14 protein-coding genes are annotated in these 19,187 nt (G+C 47.9%); all 14 read right to left on the reverse strand.

All coding sequences use genetic code 11. The features are described from left to right. Positions 1-160: 160 nt before the first annotated feature. On the reverse strand, positions 161-2,896 hold the full coding sequence (gene ppdK / locus IX315_RS06335; RefSeq protein ID WP_211638699.1) for a pyruvate, phosphate dikinase: 2,736 nt from the start codon (positions 2,894-2,896) through the stop codon (positions 161-163). A 45-nt stretch (positions 2,897-2,941) separates the two neighbouring features. Continuing rightward, entirely contained in the window at positions 2,942-5,329 is a 2,388-nt protein-coding gene (locus IX315_RS06340; protein ID WP_211635267.1) for a transglycosylase domain-containing protein, read from the reverse strand. A 144-nt stretch (positions 5,330-5,473) separates the two neighbouring features. Then, complete coding sequence (locus IX315_RS06345; RefSeq protein WP_018358491.1) at positions 5,474-5,929, reverse strand: nucleoside deaminase; 456 nt, start codon at positions 5,927-5,929, stop codon at positions 5,474-5,476. Continuing rightward, positions 5,922-6,149, reverse strand: a complete 228-nt coding sequence (locus IX315_RS06350; protein WP_018358490.1) for a hypothetical protein — start codon at positions 6,147-6,149, stop codon at positions 5,922-5,924. Before IX315_RS06350 ends, IX315_RS06345 begins: the two co-directional genes overlap by 8 nt. A 4-nt stretch (positions 6,150-6,153) precedes the next feature. Then, the gene (locus IX315_RS06355; RefSeq protein WP_018358489.1) at positions 6,154-6,909 is read right to left on the reverse strand and encodes an acyl-[acyl-carrier-protein] thioesterase; all 756 of its coding nucleotides are present in this window, start codon (positions 6,907-6,909) and stop codon (positions 6,154-6,156) included. Positions 6,910-6,911: 2 nt separating this feature from the next. Continuing rightward, on the reverse strand, positions 6,912-8,270 hold the full coding sequence (gene hisS, locus IX315_RS06360; protein WP_018358488.1) for a histidine--tRNA ligase: 1,359 nt from the start codon (positions 8,268-8,270) through the stop codon (positions 6,912-6,914). A gap of 6 nt (positions 8,271-8,276) precedes the next feature. Beyond that, entirely contained in the window at positions 8,277-8,828 is a 552-nt protein-coding gene (locus tag IX315_RS06365; protein WP_018358487.1) for a nitroreductase family protein, read from the reverse strand. Continuing rightward, the gene (locus tag IX315_RS06370; RefSeq protein ID WP_018358486.1) at positions 8,825-9,445 is read right to left on the reverse strand and encodes a riboflavin synthase; all 621 of its coding nucleotides are present in this window, start codon (positions 9,443-9,445) and stop codon (positions 8,825-8,827) included. Before IX315_RS06370 ends, IX315_RS06365 begins: the two co-directional genes overlap by 4 nt. A 27-nt stretch (positions 9,446-9,472) precedes the next feature. After that, a complete protein-coding gene (gene ppk1, locus IX315_RS06375; protein WP_211837278.1) occupies positions 9,473-11,638 on the reverse strand; it encodes a polyphosphate kinase 1 in 2,166 nt (721 codons plus the stop codon). A 574-nt stretch (positions 11,639-12,212) separates the two neighbouring features. Beyond that, the gene (locus IX315_RS06380; RefSeq protein WP_018358484.1) at positions 12,213-13,097 is read right to left on the reverse strand and encodes an O-fucosyltransferase family protein; all 885 of its coding nucleotides are present in this window, start codon (positions 13,095-13,097) and stop codon (positions 12,213-12,215) included. After that, positions 13,094-14,593 carry a polysaccharide biosynthesis protein gene (locus IX315_RS06385; protein ID WP_018358483.1) on the reverse strand — a complete coding sequence of 500 codons (1,500 nt, stop codon included), beginning with the start codon at positions 14,591-14,593 and terminating at the stop codon, positions 13,094-13,096. The genes IX315_RS06380 and IX315_RS06385 overlap by 4 nt, the downstream gene beginning before the upstream one ends. A 12-nt stretch (positions 14,594-14,605) precedes the next feature. Next, positions 14,606-15,076, reverse strand: a complete 471-nt coding sequence (locus tag IX315_RS06390) for a gliding motility lipoprotein GldH family protein (RefSeq protein ID WP_018358482.1) — start codon at positions 15,074-15,076, stop codon at positions 14,606-14,608. Positions 15,077-15,078: 2 nt separating this feature from the next. Beyond that, on the reverse strand, positions 15,079-16,461 hold the full coding sequence (locus tag IX315_RS06395; RefSeq protein WP_134849491.1) for a PSP1 domain-containing protein: 1,383 nt from the start codon (positions 16,459-16,461) through the stop codon (positions 15,079-15,081). A 105-nt stretch (positions 16,462-16,566) separates the two neighbouring features. Continuing rightward, a complete protein-coding gene (locus IX315_RS06400) occupies positions 16,567-19,185 on the reverse strand; it encodes a peptidase associated domain and porin domain-containing protein (RefSeq protein ID WP_211635280.1) in 2,619 nt (872 codons plus the stop codon). Between the last annotated feature and the right edge of the window lie 2 nt (positions 19,186-19,187).

Genomic DNA, 19,187 nt, shown 5'->3' on the forward strand with positions numbered 1-19,187 from the left:
ATCATGGCAGAACGGGCAAATTTGCCACCCCAATACCCTCTGTTCCCCAACCTATAACAAGAGGGGGGCTTGCTTTTTTAATTTGAAAAGCAAACCCCCGATATTACTCTGATATCTGACCTTCAAAAAGTCATTTCTAACTTTTACCGGACAGCAATAATTACTTACCCACCTTCTCCTCGATTGCAGCCTGTGCTGCAGCTAGGCGTGCGATTGGCACACGGAATGGAGAGCAAGAAACATAGTTAAGACCTACTCTGTGGCAGAACTTCACGCTACTTGGCTCACCACCATGCTCACCGCAAATACCTACCTTGAGGGTAGAATTGGTAGAGCGTCCAAGCTTAGTACCATGCTCTACAAGCTGACCTACTCCCTCTTGGTCGAGTACCTGGAATGGGTCTACGTGAAGAATCTTCTTCTTGAGGTACTCAGGAAGGAAGCCATTGATATCGTCACGAGAGTAACCGAAGGTCATCTGAGTAAGGTCATTAGTACCGAAGCTGAAGAACTCTGCATGCTCTGCGATCTTATCAGCGATAAGGGTAGCACGTGGAATCTCAATCATGGTACCTACCTTGTAGTCTACAGATACACCTTCCTCTGCGAAGAGCTTCTTGGCAGTCTCATCGATAACCTCACGCTGTAGTTCGAGCTCTCTTACAGTACCTACGAGTGGCACCATAATCTCTGGCATTACCTTGATGCCTTCCTTACTTAGCTCTATTGCAGCACCGAGGATAGCACGGGTCTGCATCACAGTGATCTCAGGATAGGTGTTACCCAGACGGCAACCACGGTGACCAAGCATTGGGTTCACCTCATGAAGACCATTGACACGGGCTGACACCTGTGCTGCAGAAATACCTAGCTCTGCTGCCATCTCCTCTTGACCCTTCTGATCCTGTGGTAGGAACTCATGCAGAGGTGGGTCGAGTAGACGAACGGTAACAGGGTGACCATTCATAGCACGGAATATACCAAGGAAGTCTTGCTTCTGTAGTGGAAGTAGCTCCTCGAGAGCGGCTTCACGACCTTCAGTATCTTGTGCAAGAATCATCTTACGCATTGCCTTGATCTTTGAGCCCTCAAAGAACATGTGCTCAGTACGGCAGAGACCAATACCAGTTGCGCCGAAGCTGAGTGCTACTTCTGCATCGTGTGGGGTATCGGCATTGGTACGTACGGTGAGGCGAGCATGCTTGTCTGACAGATCCATGAGCTTCTGGAAGTCCTCATCAAGTACAGCTGCCTTAGTTGGTACCTGACCCTCGTAGATAAGACCAGTAGAACCATTGATAGAGATAAAGTCACCCTCCTTGTACACACGACCATCTACAGTCATGGTACCTGCCTTGTAATCAATCTCTAGTGCACCTGCTCCGGACACACAACACTTACCCATACCACGTGCTACTACAGCTGCGTGGCTAGTCATACCACCCTTAGCGGTTAGGATTCCCTCAGCTACCTGCATACCTGCAAGATCCTCAGGAGAGGTTTCGTTGCGCACGAGTATTACCTTGTCACCATGCTCATTGTGCATGCGAGCTGCATCCTCAGCGAAGAAGCAGATCTTACCAGAAGCTGCGCCTGGAGATGCTGGTAGACCACGAGCAATTTCTACTGCCTTTGCCTCAGCTACCTTATCAAATACTGGATGGAGTAGCTCGTCTAGCTTGTTAGGATCAACACGAAGGATAGCCTGCTCCTCTGTGATCAAACCCTCCTGTAGCATATCCATAGCAATCTTTACCATTGCCTTACCAGTACGCTTACCATTACGAGTCTGGAGGAACCATAGCTTACCATTCTGGATAGTGAACTCCATATCCTGCATGTCACGATAGTGGTTCTCGAGCTTGTGCTGAATATCGAATAGCTCCTTATACATCTCAGGCATAGACTCCTCAAGAGATGGCATCTCAGTAGCACGATACTCCTCGGTGACACCAGCAAGCTTAGCCCAACGATGTGAACCCTCCTTAGTAATCTCCTGTGGTGTACGGATACCAGCCACTACATCCTCACCTTGAGCATTGATAAGATACTCGCCATTGAAAAGGTTTTCTCCGGTAGCTGCGTTACGAGAGAAGCAAACACCAGTGGCTGAATTATTGCCCATGTTGCCGAACACCATGGCTTGTACATTGACAGCGGTACCCCACTCCTCAGGGATATTCTCCATACGGCGGTAGATGATCGCGCGCTCATTCATCCAAGAACCGAATACAGCACCAATAGCACCCCATAGCTGGTCGTATGCATCAACAGGGAAGTCCTTACCTGTCTGCTCCTTTACTGCTGCACGGAAGCGCTTTACAAGCTCCTTGAGATCCTCTACGGTAAGGTCGTTATCCATGGTCACGCCCTTCTCATGCTTTACCTCCTCGATAATCTTCTCGAAGGGGTCAATCTCCTTCTTATCAAGTGGCTTCATACCGAGTACTACGTCGCCATACATCTGGACAAAACGACGATAAGAGTCCCAAGCGAAACGCTCATTGCCACTACAGGTAGCTAGACCTTGTACAGCCTCATCGTTTAGACCAAGGTTGAGGATGGTATCCATCATACCAGGCATAGATGCAGGAGCACCTGAGCGAACTGATACGAGTAGTGGGTTCTTGCTATCACCAAACTTGGTGCCTGTTAGTTCTTCCATCTTGGCAATGTGTGCCTCTGCCTCTTGGAAAATCTCCTTGCGAAGGATATCACGATCTAGCTCGTAATACTCCTTACACACTTCGGTGGTGATAGTAAAGCCTGGAGGCACTGGTACGCCAATCAGGTTCATCTCGGCAAGGTTGGCACCCTTACCACCCAGCAACATTCTCATGTCTGCCTTTCCCTCTGCGGCTCCATTACCGAAGAAGTAAACTCTTTTCTTTGACATCTTTTACTCAGATAATTAACATAGTTTATACATAAACAATTTGCATCACTCAAAGAGAGGGTCTATACCCTCCTCTACTATGGGCTCAAAAGGCATTAGCCCACCATCCTTGCTTCTACAAGGGTCAGCATATTCTTCAGGTATCACGAACTTAAGCTCTGGACTAACACCCAGCTCCTCGGCTCGCTTCTGAAGGGCTTTATCAGCATATACTTTTTGGAAGAACTTCGCCACGATAGGCAAAGCCATATTGGCTCCCTGCCCTAGGCGAATACCATCGAAGTGGATGGATCTATCTTCACCCCCAACCCAGCACCCTGTGCTGATACGTGGAGTGAAGCCCATAAACCAACCATCGGAGTGGTTCTGACTAGTTCCTGTCTTACCCCCCATATCGGCGTTGACATTGTATCGGTTACGGACACGGCTACCAGTACCCCCATTCATCACATTTCGTAGCATGTGGAGGGTCTTATAGGTAGCATCGGCCGACAGAACCTCTCGGATATCGGGAAGGAACTCAGCGACAACATTTCCGTATTGATCCTCGATTCTAGTCACATATATAGGCACAGCACGCATACCGGCATTGGCAAAAGTGCTAAATCCAGACACCATCTCTTCCACAGTGATGTCGGGGCTACCCAAACTAATTGCCGGTGTAGGGTCGAGGTCTCCTGTAACGCCGAAGGAGTGCAACAGGTCTACAAAGGTAACGGGAGACATTTGGCTCATCAGCCAAGCGGTAACCCAGTTGGAGGAGTTCTGTAGTCCCCAATTGATAGATACCATATCCCCTACTCGGCTAGCTCCCGCATTCTTAGGAGACCATATCTCTCCCGTAGCAAGTCGGATATGAGGCTGCACATGGAGCATCTGATCACAAGGGGTAAAGCCCTCGCTCATAGCCATAGAGTAGAGGTAAGGTTTCATAGTAGACCCCACCTGACGCCTACCTTGCGTAGCCATATCATACTGGAACGTACTATAGTCTGTACCACCAACATAAGCACGCACATAACCTGTGCTGCTATCCATTGCCATAAAGCCAGACCTTAAGAAGCGCTTGTGGTAGAGGATAGAATCGCGAGGCGTCATTACTGTATCTCGCAAGATAGTCACATACTTGCCATCCTCCTTTCCATAGGCGAATACGGACATTTCCGTAGGCTCGTCGAAGCTCTTCATGATCTCAGACTCGTTGATACCAGACGCCTTTTGTAGGCGGTAACGATCACTATTCTTAATATCTCGGGTGATGATGTTTCTGCGCTCATCAGAACTGATATCTTTGGAGAATGGAGCGTAGTCTCTGCCCTTCTTCTCACGGTCGAAGGCGATCTGAATATCGCCAGCAAGGTGCTCAATCATCGCTGCCTCGGCATGCTCCTGCATACGAGAATTAATGGTGGTATACACCTTTAGACCATCTGTATAGATGTTATAAGGTTCGCCGTTTGCCTTCTTATTCTTATTGCACCAACCATAAAGGGGATTATTCTCCCACTGCTGTACATCGTGCTCGTACTCTTGCTCCTGCCAATCTCTATAATTGCTGCGATCTGGCTTCTCTGCCATCATTATCTTGCGCAGGTACTCCCTAAAGTAGGGTGCGATACCTGCTCTATGGCTTTGGCGCTTAAAGTTTAGCTCAATAGCATTAGCCTGCAGAGCCACCATCTCATCCCGAGTAATATAACCCTGCTCCATCATTAGGGAAAGTACCACATCACGTCTTCCCTTGGTGCGCTCAGGGTATCGGACAGGATTGAAGTAGGATGGGTTTTTACACATCCCCACAAGTAGCGCAGCCTCTTCGGTAGTCAACTCCTTGGGCAACTTATTGAAATAAGTCTTGGCAGCGGAGTCAATCCCTACCGCTTGATATAGGAAGTCAAACTTATTGAGGTAAAGGGTAATTATCTCTTCCTTGGAGTAGAAACGCTCTAGTTTCGCAGCTATCACCCACTCTATTGGTTTCTGCATTGCACGCTCTACGATATTCTTAGCCGTAGGGGAATAGAGCTGCTTAGCCAGCTGCTGGGTAATAGTACTACCGCCCCCTGCATCCTTCTGCCCCATGAGTACGGTACGGAAGAACACTCGGAATAGTCCTCTAATATCTATGCCTGAGTGCTCCGTAAAGCGCTTATCCTCTGTAGCAATAAGTGCATTGACCAAGGCGGGAGACAAATCCTCGTAAGTGGTATAGATACGATTATTCCCCTTCAGAGCGAAGGAGCCCATTACCACATTATCCTCAGATATCAACTGAGTAGCGTACTTATCAATTGGGTTTTGTAGATCCTCAATGAGTGGCATGTAGCCTATTACCCCATTAGCAATCAATACGAATAACAATACTACTACCGCCACTCCGACTCCAAATAGAGTCCATAACAGACGGACAAACCATCTTACCCCTCTCTTCATATATCTCTTATGTTCGCTTTATTCAGCTACTAGCTATCAAACAGTTCCGCAAATTGCACTCCGATGCCCTCCTAGTCTACAAAGATACTATTTTTCCCTTATTTTGCCCATCATCGGGAACGGCATTACTGTAGTCTAAGTCACCTATCTCCTGTGTGCAAAGAAGTTACGCATCAACTGTGCGCACTCTTCCACCATTATTCCAGGGGTAACCTCCGTAGTCCTATGCAGTATATTATCGGCAAACTGAGTAAATCCCATCTTAGGCTCCGAAGCACCCCATACCACTCTACTAACCCGAGCATGGCGGAGTGCTCCCGCACACATGATACATGGCTCTACCGTCACATAAAGCGTACAATCGGGAAGGACCTTGCACCCTAATTGATTCTGAGCAGCAGTGATCGCCATCATCTCGGCATGGGCAGTTACATCTTGCAGACTCTCAGTGAGGTTGTGTCCTCTACCGATTATCGTATCATTGACTACCACCACAGCACCTATGGGCACCTCGTTTGCCTCATAGGCGAGGAGCGCCTCCTGCAGTGCCTGCTGCATAAAATACTCATCCGTAAATGGAGAAATAGGGCTATCAATCATCTGATATATTTTGGTCAAAAAGAGTAGGATAATTGGCATTGAGCTCACCTACCACATGAGTCATCACGAGACGGCGGACAAAGGCAGAACGACTACGATGCTTATACTTCTTCACATAGTAATTGAGCATCTTACACTCCTCTTCAGAAAAGAGTACAGTCACCTTTTCCGTCCGTTTGTCCTGTATTACATCCAGCTTATTGCGTACCTTCTTTGCCATACATCTACTCCTTAACCCAATGTATTACCAATTGGAAACAAGTTGTCTCGTCATGCTCTATCTGTAAGTAATCGGTCAAGCCTTCCGAATAGTGCCGCACGTACAGTTGATCGCCATAGTGCCCTTCCTTCACAAAGCGCAAGTGCACATCGGTCATGCGATACTGTAGAATCCGCTCAAGTGGCAAAGCGTCTACCGCCAGCGATACCCACACAGAGCTATTCACGTGCCTATTCAGGTCTAGATCCGAGTACCTTACCTTATGCACATAGATAGTCTTGAGCAGAGCTGTCTCCTCTCTCCCAAGTAGACGCCGAGGCACTTCTGGAAGTTCGAGTCCTGGGTACGCAGTTCTCACGGATGTATCCGTCAGTACCTTATCTATTGAGATCGGCATCCGCTTCTTGATATCAATAGCAATCCACTTGGTCATAGAGCTAGCTACAAGACCTCTTCCTTGGGAGAGAGTGATTACCCTATCCGTAGAGATACCCGACCAATCCGTCACTCCCGTAGATATCTCTAGTGGTTCTTGGATAGAGATCGGTTGAAAAAACTGGATACTCATACGGCTCAGCACCCACGTAGCGCCTTGTTCCATAAGCTGACCTATACCGTAGCCGAAGTGTGTAGCGTGCTCTCCCGCAACATGTATCATACGGCTCACCACCTGGCTCAGAGGGTAACGCTCCCTCAGATCCAGATGGAAAGGCCACAGTTCTAGTTCAATCGTAAGTTTATGCCCGTCTACCCGTCGCATAACTACAGGAGTCTCTGAATCAATTGCTCAAGAGTAAGTGCCATTTGTTCTCCGCTCTCCATATCCTTGAGCGTAATGGTCTTGCTATCCACCTCCTCTGCACCGACGAAAGCAACGTAAGGAATAGACAGAGCATTGGCATAGCTCATCTGCTTCTTCAGCTTAGCATCCTCGGGATATAGCTCGGCAGAAATACCTGCCTCACGAATCTCGGAGAGAAGGGGCAAGATATACCTAGTCTCGCGATCCCCGAAGTTCACAAACATCAAACGGGTACCAGTGGTTGCCTCCTTAGGATATAGCTCCAACTGATTGAGCACATCAAAAATACGATCAGCACCAAACGAAATACCCACACCACTAACGCCATCCAAGCCGAATACCCCAGTAAGATTGTCGTAACGACCACCACCAGTGATACTCCCTATCTGTACATCATTGGCCTTTACCTCGAATATTGTACCGGTGTAGTAGTCCAACCCACGTGCCAGCGACAGATCTAGCAACACCTTGTTATGTAAAGGTGATAGGCGAAGCATATCGAAGATATAGCTCAATTCCTCTATCCCCTTCTTACCCACTACAGAGCCCTCAAAGAGTTCACCCATCTTCTCGAGTTTCTCCTCATTACTACCCACAAAGGTTAGGATAGGATAGAGCCTATCAATAGCTTCCTGGGCGATGCCCTTCGAGAGCAACTCTCCCTGCACACCGTCCCAACCAATCTTATCCAGCTTATCGATAGCAACCGTCAAGTCAATAATATTCTCTATCCCGAGCGTTTCGCCAATAGCCGTTAGGAGCTTACGATTATTCAGGTGAATAGTCACCGATACACCTAACTTATGGAATACGGTATCAATAATACGGGTCAGCTCTACTTCGTGCAAAAGAGAGTCTGAGCCAATCACGTCGGCATCGCACTGGAAGAATTCACGATACCTTCCCTTCTGAGGTCTATCGGCACGCCATACGGGTTGAATTTGGAACCTACGGAATGGAAATGTTATCTCATTTCGGTGCTGAACCACATAGCGCGCAAAAGGCACAGTAAGGTCATACCTAAGCCCTCTATCGCACGCACGAGCTGCAAACTCATTGGCATCGATTGTCAATAGCTCCTCTCGCTTAAAGTCCTTAAGGCTATCCCCACTATTAAGGATACGGAAGAGCAACTTATCGCCCTCATCTCCGTACTTACCCGTAAGGGTCGAGAGGTTCTCCATAGCAGGAGTTTCTATCTCCATAAACCCGTATGTACGGTACACACTCTTAATGGTATCAAATATATAATTGCGCTTCGCCATCTCCTCGGGCGAAAAGTCGCGCGTACCCTTAGGTATCGAAGGCTTTTGTGCCATAATCTATTATTCCTTGTAACTATTGTACGAACGTATCTCCTCTATTGGCTTACGTTTCTTATCTCTTTTCTCTTGCAGAGAGTACCCTAGAGCTATCACCAGCGGGATATTCTTACGCTTAGGCACTCCCAAAATCTTCCTTAGCTTACGCTGGTTTAGCCAACCCATAATACAGCTCCCCAGCCCCTCCTCCGTCGCTGCTAGCGTAATATAGCTCGCGGCAATACCGAGGTCGTAAGCTGGAAGGTGCCTACGGAGCAAAATACTCCCGGCTTTCCCCTCCACATTGGCAGGTTCCTCCACCATTACTATCAGCACTGGTGCAGAGTAGGCAAACTTATTCATCCCACCCAGTAGTGTAGATGACACCGCCGAAGCCACCTTATCTCGCAGCTCAGGCTCATCCACTACTACGAAGTGCCAAGGCTGAGAATTAGTCCCCGAGGGAGCCAATCTGGCGCACTCGAGTATTCGCTCTATCACCTCCCGTTCTATAGTACGGGAGGGATCATATTTCCGGTCGCTCTGCCTAGCCTCTACCAGTTCCTTCAGCGTCACTGCTTCTCTATCTCAATAATCCTTGACAAGTACTTCCCTATGATATCAAACTCTAGGTTCACCCTCTTGCCAACGGTCAATTCCTTAAAGTTAGTATGCTCAATAGTGAATGGGATAATGGCTACTTCGAAACTATGAGGGGTAGAATTGACCACCGTAAGGCTCACCCCATTGACACATACCGAACCCTTCTCCACTGTCATATAACCTCTCAGTGCCATCTCCTTAGGCACATTGTACTCTATATGGAAGTAGTGGCTACCATCCGCCTCACGCACCTCGGTACAAGTTCCGGTGGTATCTACATGTCCTTGCACAATATGCCCATCAAGTCTTCCATTGATCTGCACACTGCGCTCAAGATTCACTAGGTCGCCTTCCTTAAGGTCGCCTAGGTTAGAGCGCTCCAAAGTCTCCAATATCGCAGTTACTGTGTAGCTCTGCTCTTGCAAGTCGATAGCTACAACAGTAAGGCATACGCCATTGTGTGCTACACTCTGATCTATCTTTAGTTCATCCACAAATGGTGCAGTAAGAGTCAAGTGCACATTCTCTGTGCCCTCCTCACGGACTACTCTCAGTACCTTAGCTGTCGTCTCAACAATTCCTGAAAACATCTTGTCTAACTTATTCTATCTATCTTTTTATTTCTTCCTAAATATCATCTTCCCGAGCCACGACTGCTTAGTCCTTGGCTCCCGCCCCATACGTGGCACAACCACTTGGTCAGCACTCAGCTCTTTACTTAGAGACTTATCCCCAAAAGGCGGAAGCCGATTATATCGCTCTACCACGGCATACATCTCTTTCTGTGTCCTAATAGGCTTGCCTCCATCATGCTTAGGGACATTCTCGAGGTTCTCGTCTACATAGGTTGCTTTCACATTATCGCTCAGACAAAGCTCCAGTACCTCACCGAGCGACTCTTTTATCTTTGGCTCCAATACTGGAGCACCACACTCTATCCGACGGTAGAGATTACGGGTCATCCAGTCGGCAGAGGCGATGAAGTACAATTGCGCTCCTCCGTGATGGAAATACCAAATACGAGCATGCTCCAAGTAGATATCCAGTAGCCTAATTACCCTAATATTCTTGCTAAAAGGTTGATTAGGCACCACCCTACAGATACCTCGAACCAGTAGGTCTATCTTCACTCCGGCTTCCGACGCCTTGTAGAGGTGGTCTATAACCCCTTTCTCCTCGAGCGAATTCATCTTCAGGATAATCCTTCCTACTCGCCCTGCTCTTGCCTCAGCTATCTCATACTCTATCAACTCATGGATATGCTCAGCCATACCATAGCTCGCCACAAGCAATCTCTTGAAGGGATACTCCGTCTTACCTCGTTCGAGGAGCTTAAACAACTCACCGAGTTCGCTCGCGAGATCAGGATTACTCGTGAATACCATCATATCTGAGTAAATCTTAGCCGTCTTCTCATTGAAGTTGCCTGTACTAAAACAAGCGATACCACACCTACCCGGAACAGTCTCAGAGTGAAACTCTATCAGACAGGTCTTGGCATGCACCTTAAGCCCCGGCAATGAATAGATAATCTTCACACCATGGCGGGTCATGCGCTGGGCAGTCTGCAGATTGTTCTCCTCATCAAAGCGAGCTTTGAGCTCCACAAATACGGTCACCTCTTTGCCGCTACTCGCTGCCCGAATCAGCACATCTATCACCTCTGAGTCCTCAGCCACACGGTACTGAGTTAGCTTTATGCCCTTAACCCTAGGGTCTGTACAAGCCGCTCGAAGGGTATCGAGCAAGTAGTCGAAGCTAGTGTAAGGCACATAAATGGCTTCATCTTGGCTCAGCAGATGGTCTATTTTGCTTTCCGCTAAGTCCCACCGATAATGCGGAATCGGGCTAGGATAAGTCTGTTCATACGCTTTGCCCAGCGGATTAGGCAAGCTCCTCAAGTCTTGCAACTGCAGGTGCCTGCGTGCGGGGAGGAGATCCTCTGGCTTGAGTCCTATACTCTCTTTCAGCTGATCGAGCACCACCGCCGGCATCATATCGTCAAACTGAAAGCGTGTCACCGCACCTGTCTTGCGCTTGGCAATAATCTCCTCTAGGTTCTTTGCCAAATGCTGTCCCCCTTCTTCTATTTCTAGGTCCGCATCTCGAGATACCTTGAAACTATACGACCCCAATACCTCGAAGCCTGGGAATATTTTCTCAAGATTAGCTCGAACGACCTCATCAACAAAGGTGTAAGCATAATGCCCCTTATGCTTAGGCAACGAGATAAACCGAGGCACCTTGGTAAAGGGTAGCTTGATCACATACAACCTCCTAGCTCTATCCGCAAGTCGACGGAGATGTATACATAGGTAGATACGCTTATCTCTTATAAACACCTTCACCAAGTCGGGACTCAAGAGCACTGGCTGCAGAAAGGGGAACACCTCCTCATCGAAGTAACGATCAACGAATGTCCGTACCTCCCCTTTGAACTCCGTGGCATCAGTGAATACCTCCACTCCTACCTCACGCAGGTCAGATACCATTACATCTTCCCAAGCATAGCGAAAGAGCTCCTCTTGCCGCTTTACCTCGTCGGTTAGCTCTCTGAGGTCAGCCCGTTTTTGATCCGTCTTATCTTTATCTCCCCCACTTTTCTCCCGAGAGATAACTGCTCTATCCCTTGCGACACGCACCTGATAAAACTCCTCGAGATTGGAAGAGAAGATGGAGAGGAAGCTAATCCTCTCGTATATAGGTACGCTCTTATCGAGTGCCTCCATCAACACCCGTTTATTAAAAGCAAGCCAACTAATATCTCGATCAAAATATCTCATCCCCATGTAACCTCGGATATGCTCAATCCATTGTCCACAAATTTACCAATTATTTGGCATACATTAGAAAAGAATAAGCACAATCAATCTCCGCACTACATTATCACCTTCCAACCCTGATAATCCGCCATCAATCAAACTATTACCCATTGTACATTACCCATCGATACACCCCCAACCACCTCCATTTACATCTCGACCAAACCAGCTCGCTATCAAGCCTGAAACGGAGACCTATCAGGCATGACCATTTAATATATACTAAACGACTAGATTAATATATACTAATTGACCAATTTGATATATATTAAATTGGTCAATTAGTATATATTAAATGGTCAACTAGTTAGTAGAGGCAGGTCAAGGGGTTAGTATTGTTGGGTTATCGGATAGGCAGCAATAGAGGAGGTATAAAGTCTAAACTTCAATATTGCATTCGTTATTCGGCATCGGTCACGTAAGTGGGTACGACCACTTCGTCTCTGTCTTAGCACCTCGTACTTAGGATTATGGCACACCACAGAGTGCCAAAGGTCACCTTCAGCACACCCTTTGGACACCACATTAGGAATCCTTATTTTGAGGAGTATATACTGAGCGTTTCGAGTGGGAGACCACCTATCTCCGATGCCACTTTGGCATAATTACTTCCAGGCGTGGTGAGGATTCGCTCTGTGTGCGAGAGGGCTAAGAGCTCTCCGAAAGATTGTATCACGCCCTTTACGGTGTGCGGATCAGCTACGCTATGAGGCACGAAGACGCGTTCGTGGAATATTGTGGCAAGACGCTCACGTTCGTCTTTGGAGGTGGTAGCGATAAAGAAAGAGATCTCATTATCTGCCTCTATCATTTCTTGCATACGGCGGATAAATAGCTCTATTGGGCTTTCGCTGTAAGTGGTCTGCGGATTGATCCGACGATTGATATGCACCCCTACCATTCGGCGTTCCCAACTAGCCATGCTCGAGAGAAGTACATTATTGACCTCCACTGTCGCTTCCAATATGTCGTACATGCCTAGGAATCGTCCCAGTCCATCGCCTGTAGCAATGAGTATAGACTTTTCTGTATCTCTGAATAGGTCATCTAGCTCTGCCCGCTCATGCGCTATCATATATTCGACACGCTTAGGGCCAAGTACTTTATCGTAGCCAAGTGCGACAAAGGGGAAACTCAGGAAGAAGTTGCAGGGCATAGGCGGAGTATTCAGAAGGGCATCTGTCCATCCCATTGGCCGCATGGTCACATTATCGGAGATAAGACCAGGCTTCAGCGTAAAGAGACGATCTGTAGAGACCGGCATATAATCATCGGTACGCCAAAGTATCTCTAGCGGGCGATTGTACTCCCTAGCGATATGAATCATCGAAGAAATAGTGCGGATGCGGCAGGCTATCCCACCCAAAGGCAATAACGTAATCCCTTTTCTTACCTCCTCCTTTGTCCCATCTTTACTCATAGCTTTCTGATTATCCTTGTGACTGAATCTCCTATTTGGCTCATGAGTCGTCGGAAAGTCTCCTCACGCCGCATCATTAGCCAGCCAAATATACCAATTACTCCCGTCCTCCACATACTATCGAGGATAGGATGCCCCCAGTGGGGCAACAAATAGTCTACTCCCAGAAGTAAGCCGTAGGGAACTATAATCCTTACCATCTGCCAATTTACGGGGGTAACTTGCATCTTACGCCACAGCACCAATTGCTGGAAAGTGTAACTAATAACGAAAGTAATCATCGTAGCTATGGCTGCACCAGTTATTCCCCAGTACTCTATGAAATAGAGATTTAGGAGAATGGTGACGACCATCACAATGATAGTATAGGCAAGTGTCCAGAAATAATACTTGCTGTATCGGAGTATAGCATTGCCAAAGCTGAAGGATAAATCGACCAGCTTTCCTAGACCGAGGAAGAAGATAACCCACTTCCCCTGGATATAGACTGCGCTATTGGGAATGACCCAGAATATAGTCCCTACATTGATCCAGATAAGCAGTAATAGGGCTGAACCTATCAGGAGTTGGTTATTTGACACCTCTCGGAATATGCGGTTGACTTCACGGTAATCTCCACTGTGGATAGCGGCGGAGGCGAGAGGAGCAGACATAGCGCTGAGCGAACGTGATGGCATCTCCACCACCGCCACAATAAAGAATGCGATGGTATAGACGCCCGCAGATGCCATGCCCAATTCGGAGGAGACCATAAATAGATCCAGCCGCTGTACTATGCTACTGCCCATGGCACTGAGCACTGTAAAGAGGGTATAATTTCGAAAGTCGCGTTGGACCTTTCCCTCTGGTATTACGATTGGGGCGCCTAAGGCATTTGGGGCTATTCTGAAACTATACAGGAGGGTAACCCCCATCATCACCCCATAGGAGAGCACGAAGATGGCGATAAAACCCCGAAAGTCCAACATGCCAAACCCATATACGAGATAGGCAAATAGAAGAAGGAGCCTAAGAATAACCTCTCGGCTCAGTTTGGGGATAGCTATCCTTTGCCGGAGGCTACAGTAGACCTCGAGCACGGTTTGGTAGGTAATGAAGAGCATGAGCGGAAGTACTACATAGTAGTAGTTCTGGAAGAGATCTACCCCTCCGCTCTTAGGTGCAAAGAAGTGCACCAATGGTGCCCGTAAAAATAGATAAAGAGCTCCAAAGATAAGGATCCCAATCAAAGGGATAATGAGTAAGAGCCTAAGGAAACCGCCATCTTTGCCGTCCGTAGTACGGAAATAGGGGTAATAGCGTATGGCTGAGCTATTGGTAGCCAATAGGGCATAGCCACCCACCAGAGTCGCCGCTTCGACAAGCACTCTGGTGAGACCAATCTCCTCAGGGGTAAGGAGCTCAGTCACGACAAAGAAAGTAGTGATAAAGCCAATCCCGACCCCTATAAGATTAATAATAGTCCCCTTAAAGCTCTGTCGAAAAACTATCCCCATACCTTCTGCGTCTTATCTACTTGCGGGTTCGATTAGGAGCCCCACCTCTACCACTCCTGGTATAATGGAGTCTGTAGAGAGATGCCGCAGGCTATACGAGTAGACCCCTTGGCTGGGGAATTGTACGCCTTGCTCTAGGACGGTCTTTTGCTCGAAGATATTGTAACCGCTCTTATCCCCTTTTACTCGGTTTATGGGGACCTGTACCACTCGCGTTTTCAGCTCTCTATTGGGCGTCTCGAAGGTTATCCCTATTGGGATAGTACGGTAAGTGATATCCCTATCAAGCCTCAGCACAAGACTGACATTGTAAAGGGCATTGGGCTTTAGCTCGGCAGAACTAAAGAAGACCTCTTTATCCGACGACCATCCTCTATCTTCTATCATCTCGAAGTACTGATAGGTGCCCCCCACTCTTTTGCAACCGATACAACCAAAGAGCAGGAGCAAGACAGTGAGAAGTAGTGTGCGCCTTCCCTCCATGGCTATTCCTCCGAACGCTCTCCGCCCTTTCGGTTTCGCCGTGGATTGGTACGCCTTCTAGCTCGCTCCTCTCCCCCAGCACCCTCTGCGGTATTTGGTCGGCGACGCCTACGTGAAGCACCTTCCCTTGCAGCCCTCTTAAGCTCTTCATTGTGTGCATCTGGGCTATTCTGTACGGGTTCTGTTTGCTTGCCTTTATTGTTGTTGGCACTATTATTATTGCCGTTACGCTGTTTCTTCTTGCGCCTATTGCCTTTTCGTTCTTCATCGAAGCGGTTCATGCTACTCTGAGAGAGCAAATCGTTAGGCACTTTAGCGGGAAGGTCTATCATCTCCTCGCTATCGAACTGGAGATTGAAAGGTATCATCCCCTGCTTGTTTTGCTGAATAATCGCGAGTGCCCTATCGCGAGTAATGGTAATCGGTTCGCTTATCTCTCGACGGTCACGTACCTTGGGGAGGTAGGTAATCTCCCCTGCCAATATATCGGCTTTCATATAACGGTAGTCGCCCACGCTTGTCCGGAGCTCGATAGAGCGATGAGGCATCTGTTGCTGAGCCTCATAATAAGTATCTACTTCGTAATTAAGGCAACACTTCAACTTAGCGCACTGACCTGCGAGTTTCTGAGGATTGAGTGAGAGATCCTGGAGTCTCGCAGCATTGGTGCCCACCGAAACGAAGCTAGTCATCCAGCTAGAGCAACATAGCTGCCTACCACATGGACCCAGACCACCTATTCTTCCCGCCTCTTGTCTAACACCGATTTGCTTCATCTCCACACGGATGTGGAACGCCTCAGCAAGTCTACGAATAAGTTGTCGGAAGTCTACTCTCCCCTCGGCTATATAGTAGAAGATGGCTTTCTGCCCATCGCCTTGGTATTCTACATCGCCAATCTTCATGTCTAGACCCAATGACTCAGCAATCTTACGGCTCTCAATCATCGTCGGATGTTCTAGCTGCTTCACCTGCTCATACTTCTCCAAGTCGGCAGGCTTGGCAATACGATAAACACGGCGAGGCTCTCCATTGGGGTGACGATAGCGCGTCTTTTGCATTTGGAGCTCTACCAACTTCCCGGTCAACGTCACCTCCCCAATATCATGCCCCGGCATTGCCTCTACCGCAACGATATCCCCTTTGTGGAGATCTAGCTTTAGGCTATTGAGGAAATAGCCCTTACGGGTGTTCTTGAACTGTACTTCTACAAAGTCGGAAGCATTGCAACCAACAGGGAGATCGCAGAAATAGTCCGATACATTCAGTTTGCTTTCTAGATTGGTGGCATACCCCCGAGCTTTAGAGCAGGCACAGCTAGAGCGCGCCCCGAAGCCTAGATGTCTTTTGACCACCAAATCCTTTTCTATATCTTGAGAATTCATCCTATTTATCTATGTATAATATTCACAAAGTTACCCTTTTCTCAGGAGACCTCAAAATATACATAACCTTCCCCAAAACACCTAAGGAGAGTGCTGACACTCGCTTTAGAATTTCAGGTATCCGCTCAGCATTATCTGCCGAGGTCTAAGCACAAAGTAATTGGAATACCTATCCACATCTGTAACTAGGGATTGATATATTGCTTGGGTATTGAGCAGGTTATCCCCCTTTAGCTCAACCCTTAAGCGCTTGTAGCGATAGGTAATAGTTCCCATAAGTAGTGCGAAAGATTGGTTGCGGTTAATACCAGCTTCAGACACAGCAGTATAGTCACCCGATATTCCCGCCGACCACCTCTCGAAGAACGAACAAGTTACTCCACCTTTTACCTTCCACTCTCCAAGATTGAATGCTCCAAAACTACTCCTATTGAGGTCTTCCCTTCGTGAAACAGATATAGAAAGCTCCAGCCAGGATAGAGGGCTGCTGATGAATTCCAAACGACCACCCATACTCTGAGACGATAGCTTATTGAGTTGCCCTGCTATAATCATTGGATAGGAAGTATAGGCGTAATCGGCAGAGATAGAGACCACGCTCTTGAGGGCAGCAAACTGCTTAGATAGATATACCTCTCCGCCGATAAAGTCTCTCATCTGCTTACCTGCTACTTGGGCAGACAACTTTGCCGTCCCCTCTAGTGTCCGTGACACTATTTTATTATCTATAGTCCGAATAGCAGATAGTCTCAGGCGCCCAAATATGGCTCTTATGGCTTGCCTATATTCAATATTCAGAGCGGCACTTAGGGTATTACGCTCCGGTTCGACAACCTCTGCCCGAGTGTTGACTTGGTCGAACGATGTGCGATAACTCCCTAATAGATAATCGGTAATCTCCGAGAGATTGTTTCGGGTATACCTCCCATTCCAAGATAAATACCAAAGGGGCGAGGGACGATAGCTCAGCTTTGCCAACACACCGGGGCTAAGGACACCTCGCCTTATGCTTTGCGGGGTATAGGTAATATCCTGAAACCGATAAAAGAGATAATTGAATTGCAGGGGCACACTTATAGACCACTTGAGGTGAGGAGCATTATAACTAAGTGTTGGGGCGCTACTCACCTGTAACCTGCCACCGTCTACACTCCTTCCCTCTGCCTTTGTCCCAGAAACGAGTCCGATATCTTCCAGACGACCGTCTAGCTCTACAGTTCCCCAAATACTATATAGACCACCCAAGCCCCACCCATAGCTGGCTCTGGTATAGGAGTTCAAATCACTGCCATAGATATGTTGGCGATAAGCATACCTACCTCTTGGGACTTCAAAGATGAGCCGAGGGAGCTTCCTGTAGCTCACTCGCCCCTCTAGGGTCGTGGTGTTACCCCCTTGTCGACTTGCGAGGCTGAAGTTATTGTCGAGTCTATACTCGTTTGCCCTTGCCTCCTCTAGAATCTCCTCTCCTCTGAATAGATTATGCGTACCCTGCGCCCAATCCCCTTCGACTGTCAGGGTATTCATTAGATACCGTTGGGTAGAGTTCTCGGTATAATTGAGCTGAGCACGTGCAAGATGACCCTCAATGCGATTTGTGCGCTCCTCTGTAAAGTGTAGGTAGTCCCCCTTATCAGCTAGGAAACTCTCCTTTCCCCGTCTACCAGATGTACTCTTGAAGCCATAGCCAATATTGTACTTGACAGTTACATCTTCCTTCAGTACGAGAATCTGATTTAGTGTACCCAATATATCTACTTGGGAAAGTGCCTGAGATTTATCACTATACGACGTAAGGGCATTCCCGCCAAAAGCACGTGCAGAAGTACTGGAGACACTCTTCTTGATACCGATAGACTCACTATCCTGCGCCGTAGACGTATCCCATATACCGGCTCCGAGTATCTGCGTTCGCTTATTTACCAAAAGCGTATTAGCCCCTAAGCTATGCACCAACCCTTGCTCTTCCAATACACCTCCACCGACCATCACCTCGCCCGAGGGTGTCAGCATTGTGTTATTCTTGAGTCGGATATTAAGCATAGTGCCATCGCCCTCTTCCACTCCCCTGAGTACTTTCTTCTTCTGAAAGCGCTCCATGACATCGATGGCTGAAATATCTTCCGCCTTTATGATACGTGTTGCAGTCTGGTAATTATTAGCAACCAGATCCAAACCCTCTATATAGACACCACTTATCGGATCCCCCATGTAGCTTATTATTCCCCGCGAATCCACACTAACCCCTGGGAGCCGTTTCATCAAGTCTTCTGCCGAGTAAGTGTTACTGGTGATAAAGGCAGATGCTCGGTAAGTGACAGTATCTCCTCGGGAGACAATGGGAGTTCCGAGCACGACCACCTCTGGCAGCTCCTCGCTATCAGGCTCTAGATAGATAGGCTGCTCTCCTGTCGTAACACCAAGACTTATGCGCTGATTTTTATAACCCATGAGACGCACCTCCAATAGGTTGGGGCGCTTCTTACCAGACACACGGATACTGTACCTCCCATCATTAGCTGTGCTTCCAAAAGCTATACGATCCTGCTTCCCGTCCGAACTTCCACGCTCCGACAGGAGGAGCACGATAGCATTACTAACCGGTTCATTGCTCTTGGCATCCAATACCAGCCCACTATACACCACAGCCACAGGCTCTTGGGCATATATTACAGGACAGCACAAGAACCAGTACAAGAGAATTAGAATGGACTCAAGCCGCATTA

Origin of the sequence: Porphyromonas levii, from assembly GCF_018206105.1 — a bacterium.
GTDB classification, from domain to species: domain Bacteria; phylum Bacteroidota; class Bacteroidia; order Bacteroidales; family Porphyromonadaceae; genus Porphyromonas_A; species Porphyromonas_A levii.